General features: G+C 45.6%; 22 protein-coding genes and 1 riboswitch. Of the genes, 21 read left to right on the top strand and 1 reads right to left on the bottom strand.

The genetic code is table 11. The annotated features are described in order from the left end of the window. Nucleotides 1-34: 34 nt before the first annotated feature. From C0Q44_RS23300 to C0Q44_RS23370, 15 genes are all read left to right on the top strand, one after another. On the top strand, nucleotides 35-2134 hold the full coding sequence (locus C0Q44_RS23300; protein WP_374955138.1) for a serine hydrolase domain-containing protein: 2100 nt from the start codon (nucleotides 35-37) through the stop codon (nucleotides 2132-2134). Nucleotides 2135-2417: 283 nt separating this feature from the next. After that, nucleotides 2418-2792, top strand: coding sequence for a hypothetical protein (locus C0Q44_RS23305; protein ID WP_105409599.1), 375 nt, complete (start codon nucleotides 2418-2420; stop codon nucleotides 2790-2792). Nucleotides 2793-2794: 2 nt separating this feature from the next. Then, entirely contained in the window at nucleotides 2795-4513 is a 1719-nt protein-coding gene (locus tag C0Q44_RS23310; RefSeq protein WP_105409600.1) for an ABC transporter ATP-binding protein, read from the top strand. 244 nt (nucleotides 4514-4757) lie between these two features. Beyond that, nucleotides 4758-5180, top strand: coding sequence for a MarR family winged helix-turn-helix transcriptional regulator (locus C0Q44_RS23315; protein ID WP_105409601.1), 423 nt, complete (start codon nucleotides 4758-4760; stop codon nucleotides 5178-5180). After that, nucleotides 5177-6256, top strand: a complete 1080-nt coding sequence (locus C0Q44_RS23320) for a threonine aldolase family protein (protein ID WP_105409602.1) — start codon at nucleotides 5177-5179, stop codon at nucleotides 6254-6256. The genes C0Q44_RS23315 and C0Q44_RS23320 overlap by 4 nt, the downstream gene beginning before the upstream one ends. A gap of 602 nt (nucleotides 6257-6858) precedes the next feature. Beyond that, nucleotides 6859-7599: a class I SAM-dependent methyltransferase gene (locus C0Q44_RS23325; protein ID WP_258166526.1), complete on the top strand. Its 741-nt coding sequence runs from the start codon at nucleotides 6859-6861 to the stop codon at nucleotides 7597-7599. Continuing rightward, the gene (locus C0Q44_RS23330) at nucleotides 7596-8225 is read left to right on the top strand and encodes a pentapeptide repeat-containing protein (RefSeq protein WP_105409603.1); all 630 of its coding nucleotides are present in this window, start codon (nucleotides 7596-7598) and stop codon (nucleotides 8223-8225) included. The genes C0Q44_RS23325 and C0Q44_RS23330 overlap by 4 nt, the downstream gene beginning before the upstream one ends. Nucleotides 8226-8299: 74 nt before the next feature. After that, a riboswitch (guanidine-I (ykkC/yxkD leader) is annotated at nucleotides 8300-8400 on the top strand. Nucleotides 8401-8503: 103 nt separating this feature from the next. Continuing rightward, the gene (locus C0Q44_RS23335) at nucleotides 8504-8845 is read left to right on the top strand and encodes a DMT family transporter (RefSeq protein WP_105409604.1); all 342 of its coding nucleotides are present in this window, start codon (nucleotides 8504-8506) and stop codon (nucleotides 8843-8845) included. Next, entirely contained in the window at nucleotides 8842-9156 is a 315-nt protein-coding gene (locus C0Q44_RS23340; RefSeq protein ID WP_105409605.1) for a DMT family transporter, read from the top strand. Before C0Q44_RS23335 ends, C0Q44_RS23340 begins: the two co-directional genes overlap by 4 nt. Nucleotides 9157-9272: 116 nt before the next feature. Beyond that, on the top strand, nucleotides 9273-10703 hold the full coding sequence (locus C0Q44_RS23345; protein ID WP_105409606.1) for a DEAD/DEAH box helicase: 1431 nt from the start codon (nucleotides 9273-9275) through the stop codon (nucleotides 10701-10703). A gap of 145 nt (nucleotides 10704-10848) precedes the next feature. Continuing rightward, entirely contained in the window at nucleotides 10849-11199 is a 351-nt protein-coding gene (locus tag C0Q44_RS23350) for an MmcQ/YjbR family DNA-binding protein (RefSeq protein WP_105409607.1), read from the top strand. A 189-nt stretch (nucleotides 11200-11388) separates the two neighbouring features. Continuing rightward, nucleotides 11389-12324, top strand: coding sequence for a type III polyketide synthase (locus C0Q44_RS23355; RefSeq protein WP_105409608.1), 936 nt, complete (start codon nucleotides 11389-11391; stop codon nucleotides 12322-12324). Continuing rightward, entirely contained in the window at nucleotides 12311-13036 is a 726-nt protein-coding gene (locus tag C0Q44_RS23360) for a methyltransferase domain-containing protein (RefSeq protein ID WP_105409609.1), read from the top strand. The genes C0Q44_RS23355 and C0Q44_RS23360 overlap by 14 nt, the downstream gene beginning before the upstream one ends. 60 nt (nucleotides 13037-13096) lie before the next feature. Next, the gene (locus tag C0Q44_RS23365; RefSeq protein ID WP_105409610.1) at nucleotides 13097-14251 is read left to right on the top strand and encodes an NAD(P)/FAD-dependent oxidoreductase; all 1155 of its coding nucleotides are present in this window, start codon (nucleotides 13097-13099) and stop codon (nucleotides 14249-14251) included. Nucleotides 14252-14428: 177 nt separating this feature from the next. Then, entirely contained in the window at nucleotides 14429-15619 is a 1191-nt protein-coding gene (locus C0Q44_RS23370) for an aminotransferase-like domain-containing protein (RefSeq protein ID WP_105409611.1), read from the top strand. Between the two features lie 92 nt (nucleotides 15620-15711). On the opposite strand, the gene C0Q44_RS23375 is transcribed toward C0Q44_RS23370, so the two are convergent. Further along, a complete protein-coding gene (locus tag C0Q44_RS23375) occupies nucleotides 15712-16137 on the bottom strand; it encodes a MaoC family dehydratase (protein WP_105409612.1) in 426 nt (141 codons plus the stop codon). Between the two features lie 183 nt (nucleotides 16138-16320). On the opposite strand from C0Q44_RS23375, the gene C0Q44_RS23380 reads away from it, so the two are divergent. From C0Q44_RS23380 to C0Q44_RS23405, 6 genes are all read left to right on the top strand, one after another. Continuing rightward, nucleotides 16321-17316, top strand: coding sequence for a LacI family DNA-binding transcriptional regulator (locus C0Q44_RS23380; protein WP_105409613.1), 996 nt, complete (start codon nucleotides 16321-16323; stop codon nucleotides 17314-17316). Between the two features lie 118 nt (nucleotides 17317-17434). After that, complete coding sequence (locus C0Q44_RS23385; RefSeq protein ID WP_105409614.1) at nucleotides 17435-18316, top strand: AraC family transcriptional regulator; 882 nt, start codon at nucleotides 17435-17437, stop codon at nucleotides 18314-18316. Between the two features lie 85 nt (nucleotides 18317-18401). After that, a complete protein-coding gene (locus tag C0Q44_RS23390; protein ID WP_105409615.1) occupies nucleotides 18402-19667 on the top strand; it encodes an ABC transporter substrate-binding protein in 1266 nt (421 codons plus the stop codon). Between the two features lie 54 nt (nucleotides 19668-19721). Beyond that, nucleotides 19722-20612, top strand: coding sequence for a carbohydrate ABC transporter permease (locus C0Q44_RS23395; protein ID WP_105409616.1), 891 nt, complete (start codon nucleotides 19722-19724; stop codon nucleotides 20610-20612). A gap of 14 nt (nucleotides 20613-20626) precedes the next feature. Beyond that, on the top strand, nucleotides 20627-21508 hold the full coding sequence (locus tag C0Q44_RS23400) for a carbohydrate ABC transporter permease (RefSeq protein ID WP_105409617.1): 882 nt from the start codon (nucleotides 20627-20629) through the stop codon (nucleotides 21506-21508). Between the two features lie 188 nt (nucleotides 21509-21696). Further along, nucleotides 21697-23106, top strand: a complete 1410-nt coding sequence (locus tag C0Q44_RS23405) for a spore germination protein (protein WP_105409618.1) — start codon at nucleotides 21697-21699, stop codon at nucleotides 23104-23106. Nucleotides 23107-23126 lie beyond the last annotated feature (20 nt).

Genomic DNA, 23126 nt, shown 5'->3' on the forward strand with positions numbered 1-23126 from the left:
GATGATGTGAATGGGACGACAAGAGGGAAGACAAATGAGAGTAGTTACGAGGAAAGCCCAAAAACGAACTTCAATCGCCGCGTTAACCCTGGTGTTAACGATGTTAGCTCCGATGTCCGTAATGGCTGCACCGGCAGCAAGTAACAGCAGTAATCCTACGTATGCTATGACCCAAAATGCAGTAGTGGAGAAAGCCAAGTTACTCACCGAGACGTATGGAATAACTAGCGTGCAATATGCCCTTATGGATGGCGGAGAGATTGTGGTGTCTGGTCAGACAGGCAAGAACGATCTAAAAGATAAGGCGCCACTTACTTCAAATACGATCTATGGTATAGGATCGACTAGCAAAATGTTTCTTACAGCTTCTGTTATGAGGCTTGTTGACGAGGGAAAGATTGATTTGGATCTGCCTGTAGTGACCTATTTACCTGATTTTAAGATGAAAGATAACCGCTACACACTAATCACACCACGTATGTTGTTGAATCATTCCTCCGGTCTGTTAGGCAGTACCGGAAGCAATGCCACATTATACGGGGATAACGATACGTATTCACATGACACGTTTCTGGATCAATTGGCGAATCAAAACCTGAAGGCAGATCCTGGCGCATACTCGGTGTATAGTAACGACGGGTTTACGTTGGCTGAGATTATGGTTGAACGTGTTAGCGGCATGAGATTTACAGCTTTTATACACCACTATTTTACGGAACCTCTGGACATGAAACATACCAAAACACCTCAGGATGTCGTTGACCCAGCAGCAATGGCGGGTATCTATTCTCCTTTGGTTAAGGATCAGCTTCCACAAGAGAATTATAATATCATTGCTACTGGAGGCATCTATTCTACTGCTGAAGATCTGTTGAAATTTTCACAAATCTTCACGGGAGAAGTCGATGGCATTCTATCCAGTAAGTCGGTAGAAGCCATGGCGCAAGAAGAATACAAAAGAGGTATGTGGCCGGAGGATAGCGACACGTCCATTTCTTACGGGCTAGGGTGGGATAGTGTGAACTTGTTCCCATTCAGTGAATACGGCATTAAGGCCGTTACGAAAGGTGGAGATACCATATCGTATCATTCATCATTAATCGTACTGCCGGAATACAATCTGGCTGCAGCCGTTACCTCATCAGGTGGGACAAGTGCCAAAGATCAGTTCATTGCGAGTGAATTATTACTTAGCGCACTTGAGGAAAAGGGTATTATTACAGAACGGAAGCCGGAAAAATCATTTGGCGTGCCAGTGAAGACAGATATGCCTAAAGAAATATCCACGTATGCAGGTATATATGGCGCCAATAATTCGGTTAAGAAGATTGAAATGAACAATGCTGGACAAATGACTGTATCCTCACTCACAGCTCCGAGTAATCCGGCTCAAGAATACACATATACAACGGATGGTACTTTTGTTAACGATGCAGGTACAGAAAAGTTGAAATTTGTTACGGAGAAGAATGGAAGTACGTATCTGTGGTCTCGGTCTTATATATCCTTGCCAGGACTTGGGCAGTTGGCATTCTCAGAATATACAGCGGAGAAGCTGGAAGCCAATGATTTATCCCGGGATATTACTGCCTCGTGGGAAAAACGTGAAGGTAAAAGATATTACGTGGTCAATCAGAAATATACATCAACGGTTTATCTTAATTCGTCACCAATCCTCTCTTTTCATATGAACGAAGAGACTCCAGGGTACATGTCCAACAATAAGATTATTGGAGCAAACGAAGCAGTCACGGACCTGCAAATCCCAGGCATGGCTGGACGTGATGCAAAGGAAATTTATTTCTCTAAAAAGAACGGAGTAGAATACATTACAGCCGTAGGTAGCGTATTCGCCAGTGAGGAACTTGTACAACCACTCTATTCGGGTAGACAATCTGCAACAACGATTCAAGCAGATGGATATGCCAGATGGTATTCGATACCAGCAACGATGAAAGGAAAAGTCATGACTGTTAACATGCCTTCAAATGGCGCCTTTGCCGTATATGATCAAAAGGGTGTTTGTATTAATCACACCGTGGTCAGCGGTAAGAATGAGGTTGTCTTACCAGAAAACGGCCGTATTGTATTTGCAGGTGACATGGATTCCAAATTTGAAATTTCATTGAAATAGACGCTTACCTCAGTTGGATATTTGTTCAATCTTAATGAAGGCGAAAATTTCGGTCCTAATTTTAAGGCAGTTAAAAGCTTGTCCTTCCCTAAAGTGAAATAAAATAGTGTCTCCAACAAAAGAAGTCGCGAAATCGCGGCTTCTTTCTGTTCAAGAGATGATGAACATACAAGCGCAGTTACTTTATTGGAAAATTAAGGTTGACACCCCTTGTCATCGCGTATACAATCGTATACATGAATACGTTGTATACAAATGTATACGCGTAATGGAGGTGGCAAAAATGAGAGATCGTGATATGAATGAAACGGATCGAAGTGTACGTCAAGGTGAACGTCCGAAACGTGATGTGAGTGACAGCGAGCAACGTGGAGAGCGTTCCAGACGTGGCAGAGGACATGGTGAACATCAGGGAAAACGGGGCCATGGTGCGCAAACATTCCGTCGCGGCCGGATTCTTTTATTTCTGGAACAAATGCAGAATCGAAGAACGACGCTTGTCAGACAACTTGGACAGGAGGAGTACGAACATATTCGCCCAATGATCAGTGGGGAGTTGAAAGCCATTGATCAGGTCATCGACGAGTATATTCACCTTTTCGAGTTGCAAAATGAAGATTTAACCCCCAATAAGGATCTGGAGAGTGAGCGTGAATAAGTATGATTCGTCGTTTTTTTTCGTATTATCGTCCCTATAAAAAACTGTTTTTAATTGATTTTGGATGTGCTGTCATCGCAGGTTTGCTGGAGCTTGCTTTCCCACTTGCCGTCAGCAAATTCATTAATGAATTGTTGCCAGGTCAGGATTGGCCTCTCATTATGCTTGCCTGCGTAGTGCTGTTATCCATCTATGCACTTAATACCGTATTGAACTATGTAGTTACATATTGGGGACATATGCTAGGCATTAACATTGAGACCAACATGCGAGAGAAGATGTTCGCTCACTTGCAGAAGCTGTCCTTCCGGTTCTTCGATAATCGTAAAACGGGCCATCTGATCGGTCATCTAACGAATGATCTGAACGATATCGGCGAGGTCGCTCACCATGGGCCTGAGGATGTTTTTATTGCGATAATGACATTGATCGGATCGTTCTGGCTTATGGCTAACATTAATCTTGAGCTTGCGCTGCTAACCTTTATCATCATCCCAATCATGGCTTGGGTCATTATCGTATTTGGTGGCCGGATGACGAAGACGTACCGGAGACTCTTCGGAGATGTCGGCAATTTCAATGCTCGTATTGAAGACAACGTAGGTGGCATTCGTGTTGTACAATCGTTTGCCAACGAAGAACATGAGAAAGAGCTTTTCTCCGTAGATAACGAGAATTTCCGTAAAACGAAACTGCTTGCCTACAAAACGATGGCGAAAAGTATCTCGGTCAGTTATATGATGATGCGACTGGTTACGGTATTTGTCATGATTAGCGGAGCCTGGTTTTATATCGATGGCAGAATCAATATGGGTGAATTTATGGCCTTCTTGCTCCTGTCCAATATCTTCTTCCGTCCAATTGAGAAAATCAACGCTGTGATTGAAAGTTATCCCAAGGGCATCGCGGGTTTCAAGCGTTATCTGGAGATCATTGATACAGAGCCTGAGATTGCGGACAGCAAAAGTGCCGTTGAATTGAATAACGTGAAGGGGAATATTCGCTTCGAGAACGTCTCTTTCGGTTATGAATCCAGTCGGCGGATTCTGAATGATATCAGTTTGTCCGTTCGACCAGGGGAAACGGTTGCTTTTGTCGGTCCGTCGGGTGCAGGTAAGACGACCATCTGTAGCCTGCTGCCCCGATTCTATGAGGTAGAAGAGGGACGAATCACTGTAGATGGTGTGGACATTCGTGACGTTAAGCTTCAATCGTTACGGAAACATATCGGAATTGTGCAACAGGATGTATTCTTGTTCTCGGGTACCATTAAGGAGAATATCGCTTATGGTGATCTGAGTGCAACGGATGATCAAATCTGGGATGCCGCTCGTCGTGCCTCCTTGGAGGAATTAATTCTCACGTTGCCTGGAGGCATGGATACCGTCATTGGAGAGCGTGGTGTCAAGCTGTCCGGAGGACAGAAACAACGGTTATCTATTGCCCGCATGTTCTTGAAGAATCCACCGATTCTTATTCTGGATGAGGCAACCTCTGCCTTGGATACAGAAACGGAAGCAATGATCCAGCAATCGCTTGCTGAGTTGTCCGTGGGCAGAACCACACTTGTGATTGCTCACCGTTTGACGACCATCAAGAATGCGGATCGAATCATCGTAGTGAATACAGAGGGTATTGCGGAGCAGGGCAATCATGAGGAACTGGTCGCCGCTGGAGGAATATATAGTCGTCTTCATCAGGTGCAATATAGTCACTCTTAATCCATATAAATTAAATTTACACTGGCAACTCCGATGACAGAACAACTTTGTATCTGAATCAAGTAAACCTTGCCGCGCATATGCGCGGCTTTTTAATTTGGATTAAAAAGAGGTTATAAAATGTTAAGCAAAATATAATGTTGACAACGTCCACTAACCTGATTATTATAATGTTGACAATGTCCACTAAAAAGGAGGGTTTGACATCGACTCTCAATACATAAATCCAGATATACTGGCTGACATGCGACGTTTTAACCGTTTTTATACCAACATACTTGGGGTACTCGACAAGCATATTCTCGGAACAGGATATTCCTTTGCAGAAGTGCGGGTCATTATTGAGATTGGTATTCGGGGAGAGAGCATTGCGAACAATTTAGTCGATACACTGACCATTGATCGCAGTTACATGAGCCGAATCGTGAACAAGCTGTCCAAGGAAGGACTGCTAGTGAAAGTGAATTCTGCTGCGGATAGCCGGGTCAGCCTGATTCGTCTAACTGCCAAGGGCGAGGAACTGTATGCTGAATTGAATGATCGGTCTGATCAACAGATTCTGAAGCTGATGCAAGAATTGAATGAAGAAGAGATTCAAGAGGTATACACCTCGATGATGAACATCCAGGAGAAGTTGAACAAGAAGGCAGGAGAGACAATACGATGATACGATTTGAATGTGATTATAACGAAGGTGCGCATGAACGTATTCTGCAAAGACTAATGGAAACCAACATGGAACAGACAAGCGGGTATGGCACGGATGTACACTGCGAGCGTGCAAGAATGCTTATTCGGCAGGCCTGTGATAGCGAGCAGGCAGATATTCATTTCCTGGTAGGGGGTACACAGACGAATACAACGGTGATTGCATCGATTTTGCGTCCATATCAAGGGGTGATTGCTGCGACTTCCGGTCATATCGCGGTGCATGAGACGGGAGCTATTGAAGCAACTGGGCATAAGGTACTCACTGTTCCGAGTGTGGACGGAAAGATTACATCTGAGCAGGTCAGGGCAGTCTATGATGCACACATGAATAATTCGTCACCGGAGCATGGTGTTCAGCCAGGTATGGTCTACATATCTCAACCGACGGAGAACGGAACCATGTACAGCAAGGCAGAACTGCAAGCTTTGCATACCGTCAGCAGAGCGTGTGGTCTTCCATTTTTTGTTGATGGAGCACGTCTTGGGTATGCGCTCGCCTCCCGAGATTGCGATATGACACTTGCTGATCTTGCGCGGTTGTGCGATGTATTCTACATCGGTGGAACCAAGATCGGGGCGTTGATGGGTGAGGCGGTTGTCATCCTGAATGATGCGCTCAAACTGGATTTCCGTTATATGATCAAACAAAAAGGTGGTTTGCTTGCCAAAGGCAGACTGCTGGGCATTCAATTCGAAACGTTGTTTGAAGACGGGCTGTACCTCGATATTTCCCGTCATGCAGTGGACATGGCCTTGAGAATTCATGATACCCTGGAACAGCAAGGGGTGCAGTTCCTGTACGATTCACCAACCAATCAGCAGTTTCCGATTCTACCGGATCTTCTGCTTGAGCAATTACGCAGTGACTATACCTTCTCATTTTGGGAAAAGGTTGACGATAGACACAGTGCGGTTCGTTTCTGTACCAGCTGGGCAACCCGGCAGGAGAATGTGGATTCACTGACTCGTGATATCGTTCAATTATTGCAGGCAGAGATGCAGGTTCCGGAACGAGTCGAAGCTGTGGTCTAATCTTTGAAAAATGGGAATCCGTCTCCCGTCAATGTTGATATATTGAGAAAGGACAACCCGTTACAATCCGTGGTTGTCCTTTTTTATATGCCGCTCAACCAACTCACTCAGTTCCCGTTTCTGTTGGAATAACTCTTAGGTCCTGTGAGAGGATCAGGCAAGCATGTAAGACTATTGATATACCGCTGAAGAATGATAACTGGGCATAATAATAGTAGGTTAACAGGATTAGGCGAATAGAGTTTATTTGAAGAAGGGTGAACCCGGTGATGAAAAGGTTATCGAAATATGTGAGACGAATCTTGATCGACAGATTGGAATCTCAGATCAAGTTGGAAGAGAATCCTGTATATAAAGATCTATACTTTAGATGCTGGTTAGAATTCATTTCCGATGAAATGAAGACCACATCCTCTCGCAGAACAGGTTCAAGGTGTGGGTGAAGCATAGGAGCAGATGATCTTGGTCGTAAAATACAGACATTATAAAGTGAATTGACATTCACTTCGGATTAAAGTTATTATAGACACATTAGATCCTTAATTAAGGAGAGATTAATGGTTATGAATAACGGAAATGCGTCTGGCCTCAGGAACGAATCGATGATTGGTAAGACCTCCGCTGTGGCAACGTTACAGGAAACCCATATCCTGTCATTGCTCCAACCGTCCCCTGGAGAACGAATCCTGGATGTAGGTTGCGGAAATGGGAATCTGACAGCCCAAATTGCAGCAGCAGGTGCACTGCCTACAGGCATAGATCTGTCAGAGGAGATGATTAGGCAAGCTCAGGATCAATATCCCGATCTGAATATTCAAGTGGGGGATGCATGTCATTATCGGACAGACGAACCATTTGATGCTGTCTTCTCTCATGCCGCTTTACATTGGATACAGGATTCTTCTGCTGTTATTCAGACCATACAGTTAGCGCTCAAGGAGGGTGGACGGTTTGTGGCTGAATTTGCCGGTAGTGGCAACATTGCTACACTCACCGGGGCGATTCGGGAGGAATTGCATGCCCATGGATATGGATGGGAAGCACGTAATCCATGGTATCATCCGACAATTGGCGAATTTGCGAGTCTGTTGGAGCATAACGGACTCCGTGTCACCCTGGCTCAACACTTTGATCAACGTCCACACCTCAAGCCAGGCATCAGAAAATGGTTAAACAGCTTTGCTGTTTATTTCTTCAAGGATATCGCACCTGCGGAACAGGAAGTCATGATGGATGCCATCGAGAAGAAGGTACAGTCACGCCTTATGCGTGATGGGCAATGGTTTCCTGACACGAGCCGCTTGCGAGTCGTAGCGGTTAAGGAAGGGAGGAATCTATTATGAAAATGGACCCTCCCAAGATACAGGAGCATTTGCTGGAATTGGAAACGATTCAATTCCTGGAATCCAAGGTAGAGTACAAACATAAATTAATCGAGAACACTATGCTGGATCAACAGGAAGCCAGTAAAGTTTCATTTGAGAACGTCGTATTCAGACATGTGACAATCTCGGATTCCACGTTGGATCAATTTGAATTTACAGATGTCCGGTTCGAACACTGCGACTTCTCCAATGTTAATCTTTCAAGTGCGTTTATGCACCGTACAGAATGGAGCAACTGCAAGTTTGTTGGAACAGATTTTTCTAATAGCCGATTGCAAAATGTTCATTTCACTCATGGCTTAGGAGACTATAGCAATTTCCGATTTGCCCATCTTAAACAGGTCTCTTTTTCCGAATGCACGTTAATTGGTGTGGACTTTGCCTATCTGGCTTTGCAGAAAATCGCCTTGGATCAATGTAACATAGATCAGGCGTCTTTGACGGGAACCACAATGAAGGGTATGGACCTTAGTACTTGCAATTTTGATTCTTTGGTGCTGACTATGGAAGATCTTCACGGATGTGTAATCTCACCATATCAGGCGGCTACGTTTGTTGGGTTAATGGGCATCGTCATCAAATAAAAAATATCAGTGTGTTGAAAGAACGAGGTTGCCAAGAAAGTAGAAATGTGTATAATTGGAGACACATTAGAATATAAGAGGTTTTCTAGGGTTCCGCGACGCATGCGTCGGTCTGGTCCGAGAGAAAACCCGCAACCTGTTGGTTGTGCCACGGAGGGACAAAAGCCTGGGAGATGAACTGCTACAATGCAGTTTGTTTCCCGGGCTTTTTTGTTTTTCTGCTAATGAACCCTTACGGGTTGCAAAACAATATGGATAAAAGAAGGAGTGTTACAGGGATGAACAAAACCTGGATGTCGGTCATGATTGCTGCGCTGTTTGAAGTAGGTTGGGTCATTGGATTAAAACATGCCAGCGGTCTGCTGGAGTGGGGGCTTACATTGATCGCCATCATGGTCAGTTTCACCTTGATGATCTCGGCAGCTCGTTCGCTTGATGTAGGTACGGTATATGCTGTGTTCGTTGGTTTGGGTACAGCGGGTACTATTCTGGCAGAAATTATATTGTTCAATGCTACCCTGCAAATCGGCAAGATGGTGCTTATTGGCGTGTTATTACTGGGTGTCATCGGCCTGAAAATGTGGAGTAAAGAGAAAACAGCGAAGGTGGGTCAGTCATGAATTGGGTATTTCTAATTTTGGCAGGGGTATTCGAGATGATTGGGGTTGTCATGATTAACAAGCTTCACAAAGATCGCAGCCTGATCGCTATCCTATTGCTGATTGCAGGTTTTGGGTTAAGTTTTCTGTTCCTGTCTCTGGCCATGCGGACTCTTCCGATGGGAACAGCTTATGCCGTATGGACGGGAATAGGAGCCTCCGGTGGTGCTATTCTGGGCATGATGTTTTACGGAGAACCTCGAAATGCATGGAGAATTGTCTTTATCGCGATGGTGCTCGGATCAGCAGTAGGTCTCAAAATGGTCGGTTAAATAGATTTAAATAAAAAGATGATATACAAATTACGTTTTTAATGGTATCCTTATACGTTACGTGTGAAATAAAAGATACGTCTTATTTATATATGTACGTAAATGAAGGAGATAACATGACATTTAAGGACTTGAATATCATCCCCCCTATTCTGGAAGGGTTAAGCAAAGCAAACTATACGAACCCTACGCCTATACAGGAACAGGCTATTCCGGCGGTACTCGCGGGCAGAGATTTGCTGGGATGTGCACAGACAGGAACAGGTAAGACAGCAGCATTCTCGGTGCCAATCATTCAATTATTAAGCGAAAGTTCCAAAGGTTCCAAGGCCGCGCGTCATATTCGCTCATTGATTCTAACACCGACAAGAGAACTCGCGATTCAGATCGCGGATAACATTAAGGCATATAGCCGGTATACGGACATTCGTTGTACTGCCATCGTGGGCGGTGTTTCGCAAAAGGTTCAAGAGCGGGCACTGAATCAAGGTGCAGACATTATTATTGCAACACCCGGCAGATTGAACGATCTGATTAATCAGAAGCGTATCGATCTGAAGATGGTTGAGATTTTGGTTCTGGATGAAGCAGACCGGATGCTAGATATGGGCTTCATTCATGATGTGAAACGGATCATCGCCAAGATGCCGAACAAGAAGCAGACCCTGTTCTTCTCAGCCACGATGCCTCCTGAAATCACCAAGATGGTTAAAACATTGCTGGTTGATCCAGTGAAGGTAGAAATTACGCCTGTATCTTCCACGGTAGACCGTATTGAGCAGTCTATATATCTGTTGGAGAACGGCAAAAAGCAGAACATGCTGAACCATATTTTGGAGGACAAATCTATTGTTTCCGCACTGGTGTTCACACGCACGAAGCGTGGTGCTGATCGCGTTACACGTGATTTGTCCAAAATAAATATTACAGCTCAGGCCATTCATGGCAACAAGTCTCAGAACGAGCGTCAACGGGCATTGAACAACTTCAAGAGCGGAATTACGCGAGTACTGGTGGCGACGGATATCGCGGCAAGAGGAATCGACGTCGAGGAACTGTCACATGTCATTAACTTCAACTTGCCTAATATTCCGGAAACCTATGTTCACCGTATTGGTCGTACAGGTCGAGCAGGGAAAAGTGGTATGGCGATCTCGTTCTGTGAGAAGGATGAACTTCCGTTCCTGAAGGATATCGAGAAAGTAATTAAGAAGACGATTCCTGTAGTGAAAGGTCATCCATACCCGATGACAGGTGTGCCTGTGTATGTAAACACGGATAAAGCACCGAAAGCAGCAGGCAGCAAATCGGCATATAACAAATCGTCTGCAGGCAAACCGGCGAAGTCCAAAGCGAACCCGGCACGCAAGCCGAAATCCGAATGGTTTGCTAAGAGTGGCCAAACGAACAACGGTCGATCCAATGACGGTAGACCAAGTCGATCTAATGACAGTAGACCAAATAGCGGTAAAACTAACAGCAGTAACAGCAGCAAAACGAGCCAATTCAATCGCAGCAGCAAAACACGGAGTGACAGAGCCAACTAAGCAGTTGAATTAAAAAACTGTAAAAGCCAGACCAATAAACCCTTCTCCATACTGTGGAGGGGGTTTTGTTATGTAGAATCGTATTTACATACAAACATACATTCGGTATTATAATATCGTTCATTGCTGAAAGGAAGGTATCGACATGAAGAATACGATGATTGAATACGGCTTGAGCAAAAAAGGTGCGACGAAGGATTATCCGTTCGGACCAGATCCAGTCGTCCTGAAGGTGGAGGGCAAGATGTTTGCGCTTATTTTTGAAGACAAGCAGGAGAACTGTCTCCTAAACCTCAAATGCGATCCCATTGTTGCGGAGAACCTGAGAGAGCAGCATGAAGCCGTTCGCCCAGGATATCATATGAACAAAAAGCACTGGAATACGGTAACATTGGATGGATCTCTGTCAGAAGAGGATGTGTTGGTCATGATGGATCATTCTTACGATATGGTTGTCAAAACTCTTCCGAAAAGGATTCGGGAATCTTTGAGCTAATGTGGTCGCCTAATGGCGGCTTTTTTTGATTCATGAGTTTCTTCAGAAGTCATGCTTCTTCAACCCAAGCTTCTGAGCTTGCGGGTGTGTTAATAAAATAGATGAGGGCCGTCTTGAGATTACAACGAGATCGTTAAGGGTAAGGGTTGTTAATTAGAGGAAATAATGAACAATAACAGGAGGTTTATGATGAACTATTCTACAAGTCCAACCGATATCGCAATTCTTGGCATGGGATCAGCTCTACCTGCACACGCCGTAGCACAGTCGGATATTGCAGAGCTTATCGCTTCTTCCCTCCAGCATCGGCCGGATCTGGCCCGTTTTGCCAAGCGCATATTCAGGTCCTGCGGCGTTGAAACACGGTATACCGTGGAACCCAGCTATCTTGGATCGCTGGAAGAATGCCGTTATCTGCCCTCTGAAGACCTATTCGACATCCCGACAACCGAAGAACGAATGAATACATACCAACGCGAGGCGCTTCCGCTCGGGATTGAGGCGGCAGAGAAAGCACTGAAAGATTCAGGTGTATCAGCTAAAAGTATCACACATGTCATAACGGTCAGCTGCACAGGACAATATCTGCCCGGTTTGGATGTGATGTTGATCCGTGAGTTGGGTTTGTCAGCCCGTGTCAATCGACTGCCTCTGATCTTTCAAGGGTGTGCTGCCGGCCTGAAGGCCATTCAGATGGCACGAGATGTAGCACAGGGGGCACCTGGATCACAGGTACTTGTTGTCTGTGTGGAGTTGTGCACACTTCATTTCCAGCCTGTACAGGATAGAGAAGCCCTGTTCGCAGCTTCGTTCTTCGGTGACGCGGCTTCTGCTTGTGTCGTGGGTACGCCGGAATCTCAGCATATGCATGTTCTGAGTTTGGGAACTGGTTATTCTGTTCTGCTACCTGATTCGACAGAAGATATGACCTGGGAGGTGGGGAACCAGGGCTATGACCTGTATCTGTCTCCTCGCATTCCGAAGTTGCTGGGTATTCATCTGGAAGAGGAAACAGAAGGTGTAGCCATGGCATTCGGGCCAGGACTCACTGCGGAGCTAATGAAATTCACTTACGTACCGTCCTTATCGCCAGTGTTGGAGGAGCGGGATCATGTCCTTCTTTAGAACGTTGTCCATTCGGGCCAAAGAAGATGAACTGATGGATGACTTCTCTCTGGGAGGAGAGGAATTGCGTGAAGCGCTCCGTCACCTGAGACGTTTGAACAAAATATTCGCAGCTCCGGGACCAACGCTGGCTGGTGTGGAGAAATTATGGAGATCCATTGGCATGCCGGATAGGCTGACGCTGCTTGATGTTGGAGCGGGATCAGGGGATGTGAACCAAAAACTGTTGCAATGGGCAGACCGCCACGGAATTTATCTGCACATCACCCTCGTAGATCTGACGGAAGAGGCGTGTGCGGAAGCGAGACAACTCTTCCTTGACGAACCCCGGGTTCGGGTGCAGCGTGCCGATCTGACTGAACTGCCGGATCATTCCGCAGATATCGTGACAGGCTCCCAGTTTATTCATCATTTTGATGGAGATCAGCTGGTTGATATGGTGTCTCATATGCTGCGAGCATCCAGACATGGTGTCGTCATTAATGATATTCATCGGCATCCTGTATCGTACAAAGCGGTCTGGATCACTACCCGCATGATCTCGCGTAATCGATACATTCGTCATGATGGACCGCTGTCTGTTGCCAAAGGTTTCACGGGCAGGGATTGGCAGGAGCTCAAACAACGGTTGAATCACGATACGATGACCTATGAATGGAAACCGCTATTCCGTTATTCTGTCGTTATTCCAGCGCGTAGTTCGCTAACGTAAGCCGGATTACGTGCAAGTGAACGTCTAATTCGTTGAACAAGTAAAGGCAGGTGTTAATACGTGTCCAAATCGGAATCGGTAGATGTTATCATCATCGGAGCCGGCATTGCCGGCAGTACCTGTGCAATACAATTAGCCGGGCAGGGTCATCGGACTCTGCTGCTGGATCGGCAGGAGTTCCCACGTCACAAAACCTGCGGTGAATTCATGTCACCTGAAACCAAAGAAATGCTGGAATATCTCGACATTCAACTTCTGGACCAGGAGAAAAAGCCCAGTACGATGGATCATGCCCGAATCATTATGCCGCAGGGCGGAGAGATTGAAGCACCGCTATCGGGATTCGCTTATGGAATTAGTCGTTATGAACTGGACCAGATTTTGCACCAGAAGGCACTTGACGCGGGAACGGAGATTGTTACAAAAGCCAACATCATGAGCATCGAGCAGCTGGAGGATCGCAGTTATGAGGTCGAGGTGAAACAGGGAAACGAGCGGATTCGTTACCGTGCGAAAGCCGTCATCGGAGCACATGGCAGCAAAAAGCTTCGTGGGATGTCTTCCGCAGCTGATCTGCGGGATCAGACCGTGTATGTTGGCGTGAAATCCCACTTCAGCGGGATAGAGATTCCCGCACGGGTGGAGTTATATTTTTGTGAAGGCGGTTATGTGGGCATTTCCCCCATCGAGGAGGGTACGGTGAATGTTGCTGCATTGCTGACGTTGGATACGGTGCAGGGGAGTGGCAAGTCGGTTACCAATATTATGCAGGCGGCATCCAAGACAAACGTGAGACTGGCTGCCCGTTTAGCTGAAGGAAGTCCTGTAGAAGGAACGCAGGTGTCGATCGCACCGCTTCATCTGTCCAATGTTCCTGAACCGTGGTCCCAATACCCGCATATCGGAGATGCCATGCTGGTCATACCTCCACTGTGTGGAGACGGAATGTCCATTGCACTTCGCTCCTCGCTCCTGTGCGCCCGTTGGACCGATAAGTATCTGCAAGGTGATATTGAACATGCCGATTGGCAGAGTAATTATACACTGGAAGCGAGCCGTGAATTCACCCAACTGCTGAGAAGGGCTAGAAGAATTCAGAAGCTGGCTTTTGCCAAAACGAACAGATTCTATCCTGGGTTGGCCCGAATGTTTCCCGGTTTAGCCGCTTATGTCGTGAAGGCAACACGGTTATCCGAGATCAATGCAGCGCGATAAATAACCAAACATTACAGAATAATGATGAGTAGGGGTTGCGAATAGCGGCCTCTTTTTGGCGATTACCGATTAAATTTGGAACAGATAGTTTGGAAATCCGGCAAATGCTCGTATAATAGTATCTAATGTAACGATAGAGATATAATTCAGATCAGATGTCGGGAGGCACTATTTAAGATGAACTATTCATTTTCCAATCGTATCGCAGCACTGCAACCATCCATTATTCGTGAAATCCTGAAGGCTTCTTCGGGTCAAAATGTTATTCCTTTCTCAGCGGGAAACCCCGCTCCAGAGACGTTTCCTATTGAGGCGATTCGCACCTTCACTCAATCCATTCTGGAACATGACCCGATCACGGCTCTGCAATATGGAATTACGGAAGGGTATATTCCTTTGCGCGAAGCATTGACTCAGCATTTGAAGACCCATTTTGATACGGGTGCAGCATCCGATCAATTGTTCATCGTATCCGGGGCACAGCAGGGGATTGAACTTGCTTGTAAAGTGTTCTGTAATGAGGGAGATACGATTATCTGTGAGAGTCCGAGCTTCATTGGTTCGTTGAACTCCTTCCGGGCCTCGGGTGCCAAGCTTGCCGGTGTTCCCATGGAAATGGACGGTATGGATATAGAGAAGCTGGAGCATGCGCTGCAAACCGAGCCAAATGTGAAACTGATCTACGTAATCCCAAGTTTCCAGAATCCGACGGGTGTGACGACTAGCCTGGAGAAACGTAAGGCCATCTATGAGCTGGCCAAGAAATATGGGGTTATGATTCTGGAAGATAATCCGTACGGTGAACTTCGATTCAATGGAGATGATGTGCCAACCATCAAGTCAATGGATGATGAGGGTCTGGTCATCTACGTTGGATCTTTCTCCAAAATTCTCTCAGCCGGACTACGAGTTGGTTATGTACAAGCGCCACATGAAGTCGTGGAGAAGATGGTTGTCGCCAAACAGGGAGAAGATGTACATACTGCCATGCTTCCACAGATTCTGGCATACAAGTTCATGACAGACTATGACTATGCCGGCCACATTAATAGCATTCGTGAGGTATATCGGAGAAAAGCGACGTTGATGATGGATAAGTTGCAGGAACACATGGGCGAGTCCATTACGTACACACAACCGGATGGTGGGTTATTCCTCTGGTGCGACCTGCCAGCACATGTGCCTATGCTTGAGTATGCGAAGACTGCGGCAGCCCAAGGGGTTGCCGTGGTACCGGGTAATGCCTTCCTGGTGAACGAGCAAGATCCTTGTAATGCGATCAGACTTAATTTTTCGACACCTTCAGACGAACAGATCGTGAAAGGTATTGCAATTTTGGGACAGGTATTGAAAAGCTATAACGTATAACCTTGTACAAGTGATACTGTGAGAAGCCGCCATTGTGCGGCTTTTTTTGCCTTGTTCTAATCCATGCTCCATGATCAATTTTAATTAAATTATTAATTATCGATTAATGCGCTCAATTCGGCCTGAAATACTTTTTGATTCTTCTGATTGAACGTGCTGAGCAACACGGTAACGATGCCATTTCCTTTTCGTCTGGGAAACAGCGCTATAACCTCTGCAATCACATGAAGTTCATCATCCGGAAAGACAGGCTTCATGAATTGGATGTTGTTCATACCGGTTCCCGCCACGACATGCTCTCCATAGATCCCCACTTCAATCCATAATTTGAAAGAGATATTCATCGTTTGCATGCCGGAGGCAATAATGCTGCCGAAGCGACCCTGCGCGGCCTTTTCTTCATCCAGATGCATGTACTGTGGATCATAGATCTTGGCAAAATCAATCATATCACGCTTGGATAATGTCATGGATTTGGTCTCGTAACGCTGTCCTAGTTCATATTCACTGAATCTCATGGAGGCACCTCGGTTTCTATCATGTGGTTTGTCATGTTAACGGACTTTTTTACTGATAACGGCTCGTAAGAGACATGACTGGACTGACGTGTTAAAATGCTAGTGTACGATCCTGATATGTAGTACTGTTATCCTGAAATTCGAAAAGAAAATAGATGAAACTGTCTCTGAGGTGTATAGATCATGATAACCATTAAAGATGTCGCAAAGATGGCTGGTGTGGCCAGTTCCACTGTATCCTGCGTGCTCAATGATAAAGGTAATGTAAGTGAGTCGACAAGGCGGAGGGTTCTCGCAGTAGCAAACGAACTTAATTACGTGAAGAACGGCCCAGCTTCGGAATTAAAACGAAAGACTACTCACACCATTGATGTTATCGTGCATGACATGTCCAGTCCGTATTTCTCGGATTTGGTGACTGGAATAGAGTCTATTGCGTTGAGTCATGGATACGATCTGATCGTATGCAGTTCGTTGGGTGGAGAGAGATCAACAGCCCATCGTTACATTCGCGAAAGACGGATAGACGGAGCTATTGTGATCGCTCAGAATATTCAGGATCAGTTGCTCAGGGAAGCCTCTGAATCGGGGTTTCCGATTGTTGTCATGGATCGGGATCTGGATGCTCCACATATTGTAAAGGTTTTGATGAGTGATAAGCAAGGCGGTTACCTGGCAACCCGTTATCTGATCGATAAAGGACATCGGACGATAGCTTATATTAGTGGCCCAACCGATTCGGAATGCAATCTGCATCGTTACCAAGGTTACCTGAAAGCCCTGAATGAGGCTGGTATGGAAGAGAAACAAGAATGGAAGATCGGCGGACAATACGTGAAGGAAGATGGCTACCATGCAGCGAAGAAGCTGCTCGAAGGTGAGCTGCCATCAGCGGTATTCTTTGCCAACGATGAAATGGCCTTTGGTGGCTTGGATGCTTTCAGAGAGCATGGAATTTCAATACCCGAACAATTATCCGTAATTGGATTTGACAACATACCTGCATCTCCATATGTTCATCCACCCCTAACCACATTTCGCCAACCGAAATCGGATGCAGGCCAGCTTGCGGGACATGTTCTCTTCCAGATGTTGAACGGAGAGCCTGTAGAGTCGCTATATACACTGGACATCCAATGCGTGGAACGTGATTCCGTTCGGCTCCTCAACCTGAGTTGAGGAGTTTTTTTCGTTGAATTCAATTTTAAATATTCAAAAAGAAAGGAGAGTAGCTATTCATGCATAATAATAAAGACGAGAAGATTCTTCGTATGGAAAAAAGAGAGGAAGATATAAGATGGGTGTACCCACTTTTATGGAGACAGGTCATATGGCAGAAGGTTTTCCCATTCGGGTGATTCATACAGGCAAGCAGTTCAACTACGCTGCACACTGGCATGACGAGGTTGAGCTGGTTATCGTTAATGGTAAGAGCGCAAAAATTGGCGTAAATGACCATGTCTGTGAGCTGGAACAAGGGGATGTACTACTGATTAAACCAGGAGATGTTCACTGCTTTTTGCCGGGAACCGAACACTTGACCATTATCTTGTTCCGACTCGAATTATTAACAGGCAGCTTCACAACCGAAGCCGAAATTCAGGATCTCGGAGAACTTTTTAACCAAACAACGGTCATTCCATCGAATATGGGGAGTCAGAACAATCTGTTTCAGTATATAGATATCATCATTGCCGAGAAGAAAAGTCAAAAACCGGGCTATCGATGGTTAATGGTTGCCAGGTTATATGATCTCATGGTTCTTTTGTTACGCACGAAGCCACCGGTTACCGATGAATCAACGCCTTCGGGTTGGCCCTGTACCTCGTCCAAAAAATTCGAATTCCTTGAATCGGTCTGTGAATATCTGGAGGAGCATTACGCTGAGCCCATCAAGCTGGAACAGGTGGCGGAACATATTAAATTCAGCAAGTTCCATGTATGCAAGTTATTCAAAGAGATCAAGGGAGTAACAGTGATGGAATACTTGAATCATTTTCGAATTATCAAATCAGAGTGGGCGTTATTGTTCCGTCAGGATTCCATCCTGGATATTGCCATCGGCCATGGGTTCAACAATGTGAATTCCTTTAATCGTCTTTTCAAAAAATATAATGTCTGCACACCCTCCGAATTTCGCAAAAAGCACCGGACAAATATCACAAAATATGAAGGGTAATGCACAATATTTGTGGAGAAAGCCCTCTCCGAAATCAATATACTCTAATAAATTGTAAGCGTTTCCTTTTTGAAGGAGGGGGCCTATGAAGAAGTGGTTTATGCCAACTATTGTATTCGTATGTGCAGTCATGTTGTTAGCTGGTTGTGAGCTCAGTCCGTCGAATCAAACCAAGCAACAGGAAATTACCGTGTGGAGTTTTACGGATGAAGCAGGATATGCCATCGAGAAATTCGAACAGAAATATCCAGATATCAAAGTGAACTTTGTGAACATCCCCGGCAACTTCTACATCACCAAGCTTAAATCTGCGCTCCAGACGACCTCCAAAGCTCCAGACGTATTTATGATTGAGAATGGCAATATTCGAGAATTGATTGACGTTCCATATCTGGAGAATTTATCGTCTTCGCCGTATAACGCGAATGAGCTTCTCCAGGAACAATATGCTTTTGTGCAAGCTAATGAAAAGGACAGTGACGGAAATGTCAGAGCTATAGGTTATCAGGGAACACCGGGAGGCATCTATTATCGTCGGGATTTGGCAAAAAAATACCTGGGTACCGATGACCCTGAGAAAGTGGGTTCACAGATCGATACATGGGAGAAGATCTTCGCGATTGGAGAGAAAGTACAACAACTTAGCGGAAATAAAGTACATGCTTTGGCGAATTGGAACGCCATATCGAATTCGTATGACGGTATCCCCTGGGTGAAGGACGGCAAGCTCGTCATCGATCCAACCTACATGGAAGTGCTGGATCTGGTACGTGAAGCGCGTGAGCGACATGTATTTGCCGAATATGAAGAGGGGAGTGCCGGTTACGCTGCATCCATGCAAAAAGGAGAGGTCATGTTCTATCCAGGTGCAACCTGGGCATTGCAATTTACGTTTAAGGCGAATGCGCCGGATACCGAAGGCATGTGGGGCTTGGCTCCGGGACCATCAGCCTTTAGTGCGGGTGGAACGTACATCGCAATGTACAGCAAAAGTGACAAAAAAGATCTGGCCTGGAAGTTTATTGAGTTCTACAATTTTGATCATGACTTTCTGTCTGAATTGGCGAAAGAGCAGGATTATTTTACAAGCAACATGGTTGTGAATGATGAACTTGCTCCATCGCTTACATCGGACTATTTGGACGGACAGAAGCATTTTGAATTTTTCTCGGACGCCGCGAAGCAAATTCCCGTATATGAACGAACCAAATACGATGGAATCATCACCAATGATATTTACAAAAATGTTCTTCAGTTGTATCTCAATCGCGATATTCAGACCAAAGAAGAAGTGGTGAAGCGGATCAAACGTGATGTCACCTTGAGATTTCCGGAGCTGGAAGTGGATTAGCTTAGAAGTAAGCCAATAGTTGTACACATCCTAAGATAACTGGGGGGACAGAACATGTTTGCCGAAACGATTCGCAAGGACCATTACGGCTACTACTTCATTGCTCCGTTCTTTATTATTTTCACCATTTTTGGGCTCTATCCCATTGTGTATTCGCTATACATCAGCTTCACCAACTTTGATGGGATCACCACACCCGACTTTGTAGGGATCGGTAATTACGTCGCGGTATTACAAGATCCGTTGTTCTACAAAACCTTGTTCAATACGTTATTCATCTGGGGAGTCTCTGTGGTTCCACAGCTGACGATCTCCCTTGTGCTGGCTTTTATCCTGAACGATAAGCTGCTCAAAGGGCGGGACTTTTTCAGAGCCGTATACTTTTTTCCGAATATCGTTACAGCTGCATCACTTGGATTGCTTGTCAGCCTGATCTTCGACTGGCAGTCCGGCGGACTGAATCATTTTTTGGTGCAAATCGGGATCATCCAAGATCCAATCAATTGGAAAAACGATCCCTGGTTTATGCGGCTGATTGTGTCATCCATCCTGTTTTTTCAATATTTTGGTTATTCCATGGTCATCTACCTTGCTGGTCTTCAGGGCATTGACCCGTCTCTGCTGGAAGCTGCCCAGATGGATGGCGCCAAAAAGAAACATATTTTCATCCATATTATCGTGCCGATGCTCCGTCCGATTATCCTGTTCCAGATGATTACATCCATCATTGGGGGCATCCAGATTTTCGATCAGCCATTTACACTGACCAATGGAACAGGCGGCCCTGACCGGGCAGCCATGACCAGTATTATGTATCTCTATAATGTCGCATTTCAGAGCACTCGTTTTGGTTACGGCGCTGCCATTGCATTTTGTCTGTTCATCATCATCATATTGTTGTCCGTTGCATCCTTCATCATGACCAAGCGGAAGAGCCGTTCATAGGGAGGGGAGTTCCAATGCAAACTGCAAAATCAACTGAACAACCACATGCGGCGATTCAGCAGTATACCGGTGTCAGGCAGCTGACGGCAGGCAAGATCATGATCTATCTGTTGTTGATCGGTCTTGCCGTGCTCTGTATCATTCCATTCTATCTGATGCTCATCTACTCCACACATAACAATTCAACGATTGCTTCAACATTCACATTCCTGCCCGGATCATCTTTGGTCGATAATTATATGAACATGGTATCCAAAATCAACATTTGGCGAGGGTTTGCAAACAGCATTTTCATCGCCGGAACGTCGACCGTGTTATCTCTGTATATTGGAGCTTTAACCGCATATGGTTTCGCCAAATTTAAATTCAAAGGTCGGAACTGGTTGTTTCTGTTTCTGTTAGCGACCATGATGGTGCCAGGTCAACTGGCTCTGATTGGAGTCTATCGGCTATTCAGTATGTTGGGACTGCTGGACAGTTATGCTGCCATTATTTTGCCTGCCGCGGCTAACGCGTTTAATGTCTTTTTTATCAAACAGTTCATGGAGAGCAGCATCCCGGATGAGATTATTGAATCTGCGCGGGTGGACAGTGCGGGCGAGTTTCGGACGTTCAATCAGATTGTACTACCTATTCTGGGCCCGGCGATCTCGGCCCTTGGTATATTCACATTTATCGGCTCATGGAACAATTTCCTTACACCGCTCGTTCTGTTTTTCTCCCTGGATAAATATCCACTTCCGGTACTGGTTGCACTCGTTCAAGGTTATTATGGAATGGATTATGGGCTGTTGTATCTGGGGGTTGCGATCTCGATCTTGCCCATTATTATCGTATTCGCTGTATTCTCCAAACAGATTATTGGCAGTGTTGCATTGGGGGCAGTGAAAGGATAGTGACTAATTGCATACCTGAATATCAGGGAGATTCAAAGGGTCTGAATTTCTAATTATATCTTCAGGGTCGCTCAAGAGGGCGGCTCTTTTGCTATTCACTATTTTGCGTATATATCCCAACTTATAAGTAAAGGATACCTTTAACTGAGAGTATCTGGACGGAGCATGCACAGAAAGGGGAGGGCGGTATGGACACATCACCGATAACACAACAGAACCTGCCGTTAACCGGATATCTTGCTGTTGATCACGAAATGTTAAGCTCCGTTTTTGCAGGTTGCTCGGATGTTGTGTTTCATACATTCCAAACTGCGTGTCATACTTCAGCGCTATGCGTATATTGTGTTGGTTTATGTGATACGGAGCGGTTGGAACGACAGGTATTAACGCCCCTTCAGGAGACGGGGATTGAAGCTGCGCAAGTTCCCCTGGCTTCGGTTAAGAATGTTGAAACAACCACTCAGGCGGTACAGGCGATATTAGAGGGGGAGGCTCTGTTGCTGCTGGAGGGTTCAAAAGTTGGAACAGTATACCCTTTATACAAAGCAGCAAATCGTTCAACAGAGGAACCATTAGCTGAATCGACCGTGCGCGGTGCGCGGGATGGATTCACAGAATCGTTGACCATGAATATGTCTCTACTTCGCAAACGGATCAAGACACCTGCATTGAAGCTTCATGCACGTAACCTGGGAGACCGTACGAATACCAGTATTTCACTTGTATACATGGAAGGGATTATTGATCCCAAACTTGTAAAGGAAGTGGAGACACGCCTTGATGATTTAAAACTTCGAGACGTACTGGAGAGTCAGTACATTGAAGAAGGCATAGTTGATCAGCGATATTCACCATTCCCACAGATGATTGCAACGGAACGTCCGGATGTCGTTGCTTCCAACTTGCTGGAAGGTCGATTTGCTATTCTCGTTGACGGAACGCCGTTCACCCTTATCGCGCCAGTAACCATTTTTGCTATGTTACAATCCCCGGAAGATTATTATCAAAATGTATTCATGAGTGTATTTGTACGCTGGTTACGATACATTTTCTATGTTTTATCCATGCTGCTTCCATCGGCATATGTAGCGATTACGACGTTTCATCAGGAGATGATTCCGACCGTATTGCTTCTCAGTATTGCGCGGGCAAGAGAAGAGATCCCTTTTCCTGCACTGGTGGAAGCACTCATTATGGAAATTGCCTTTGAAGCACTGCGTGAGGCTGGCGTCCGGTTGCCGAAGCAGGTCGGATCAGCCGTCAGTATCGTGGGCGCATTAATTATTGGACAAGCGGCGACGAGTGCAGGAATTGTATCAGCTCCCATGATTATCATTGTCGCGATTACCGGTATCGCCTCCTTTATGATCCCTCGCTACGCTGCCAGCATTGCGACACGACTATTGCGCTTCCCTATGATGTTTCTGGCCGGAACGTTGGGACTCACAGGTGTCATGCTGGGAGTCATCCTGGTTGTCATTCATCTGAGCAGTCTTCGTTCATTCGGAACACCTTATCTGTCACCTGTAGCCCCTACGATGAGCAAGGAACTCAAGGATGTATGGTGGCGACCAGCACCAAGGAACAAACCGGACTAGAACAACCCATACTCAAGCAA

The organism is Paenibacillus sp. PCH8 (genome assembly GCF_002968835.1).
Classification (GTDB): Bacteria; Bacillota; Bacilli; order Paenibacillales; family Paenibacillaceae; genus Paenibacillus.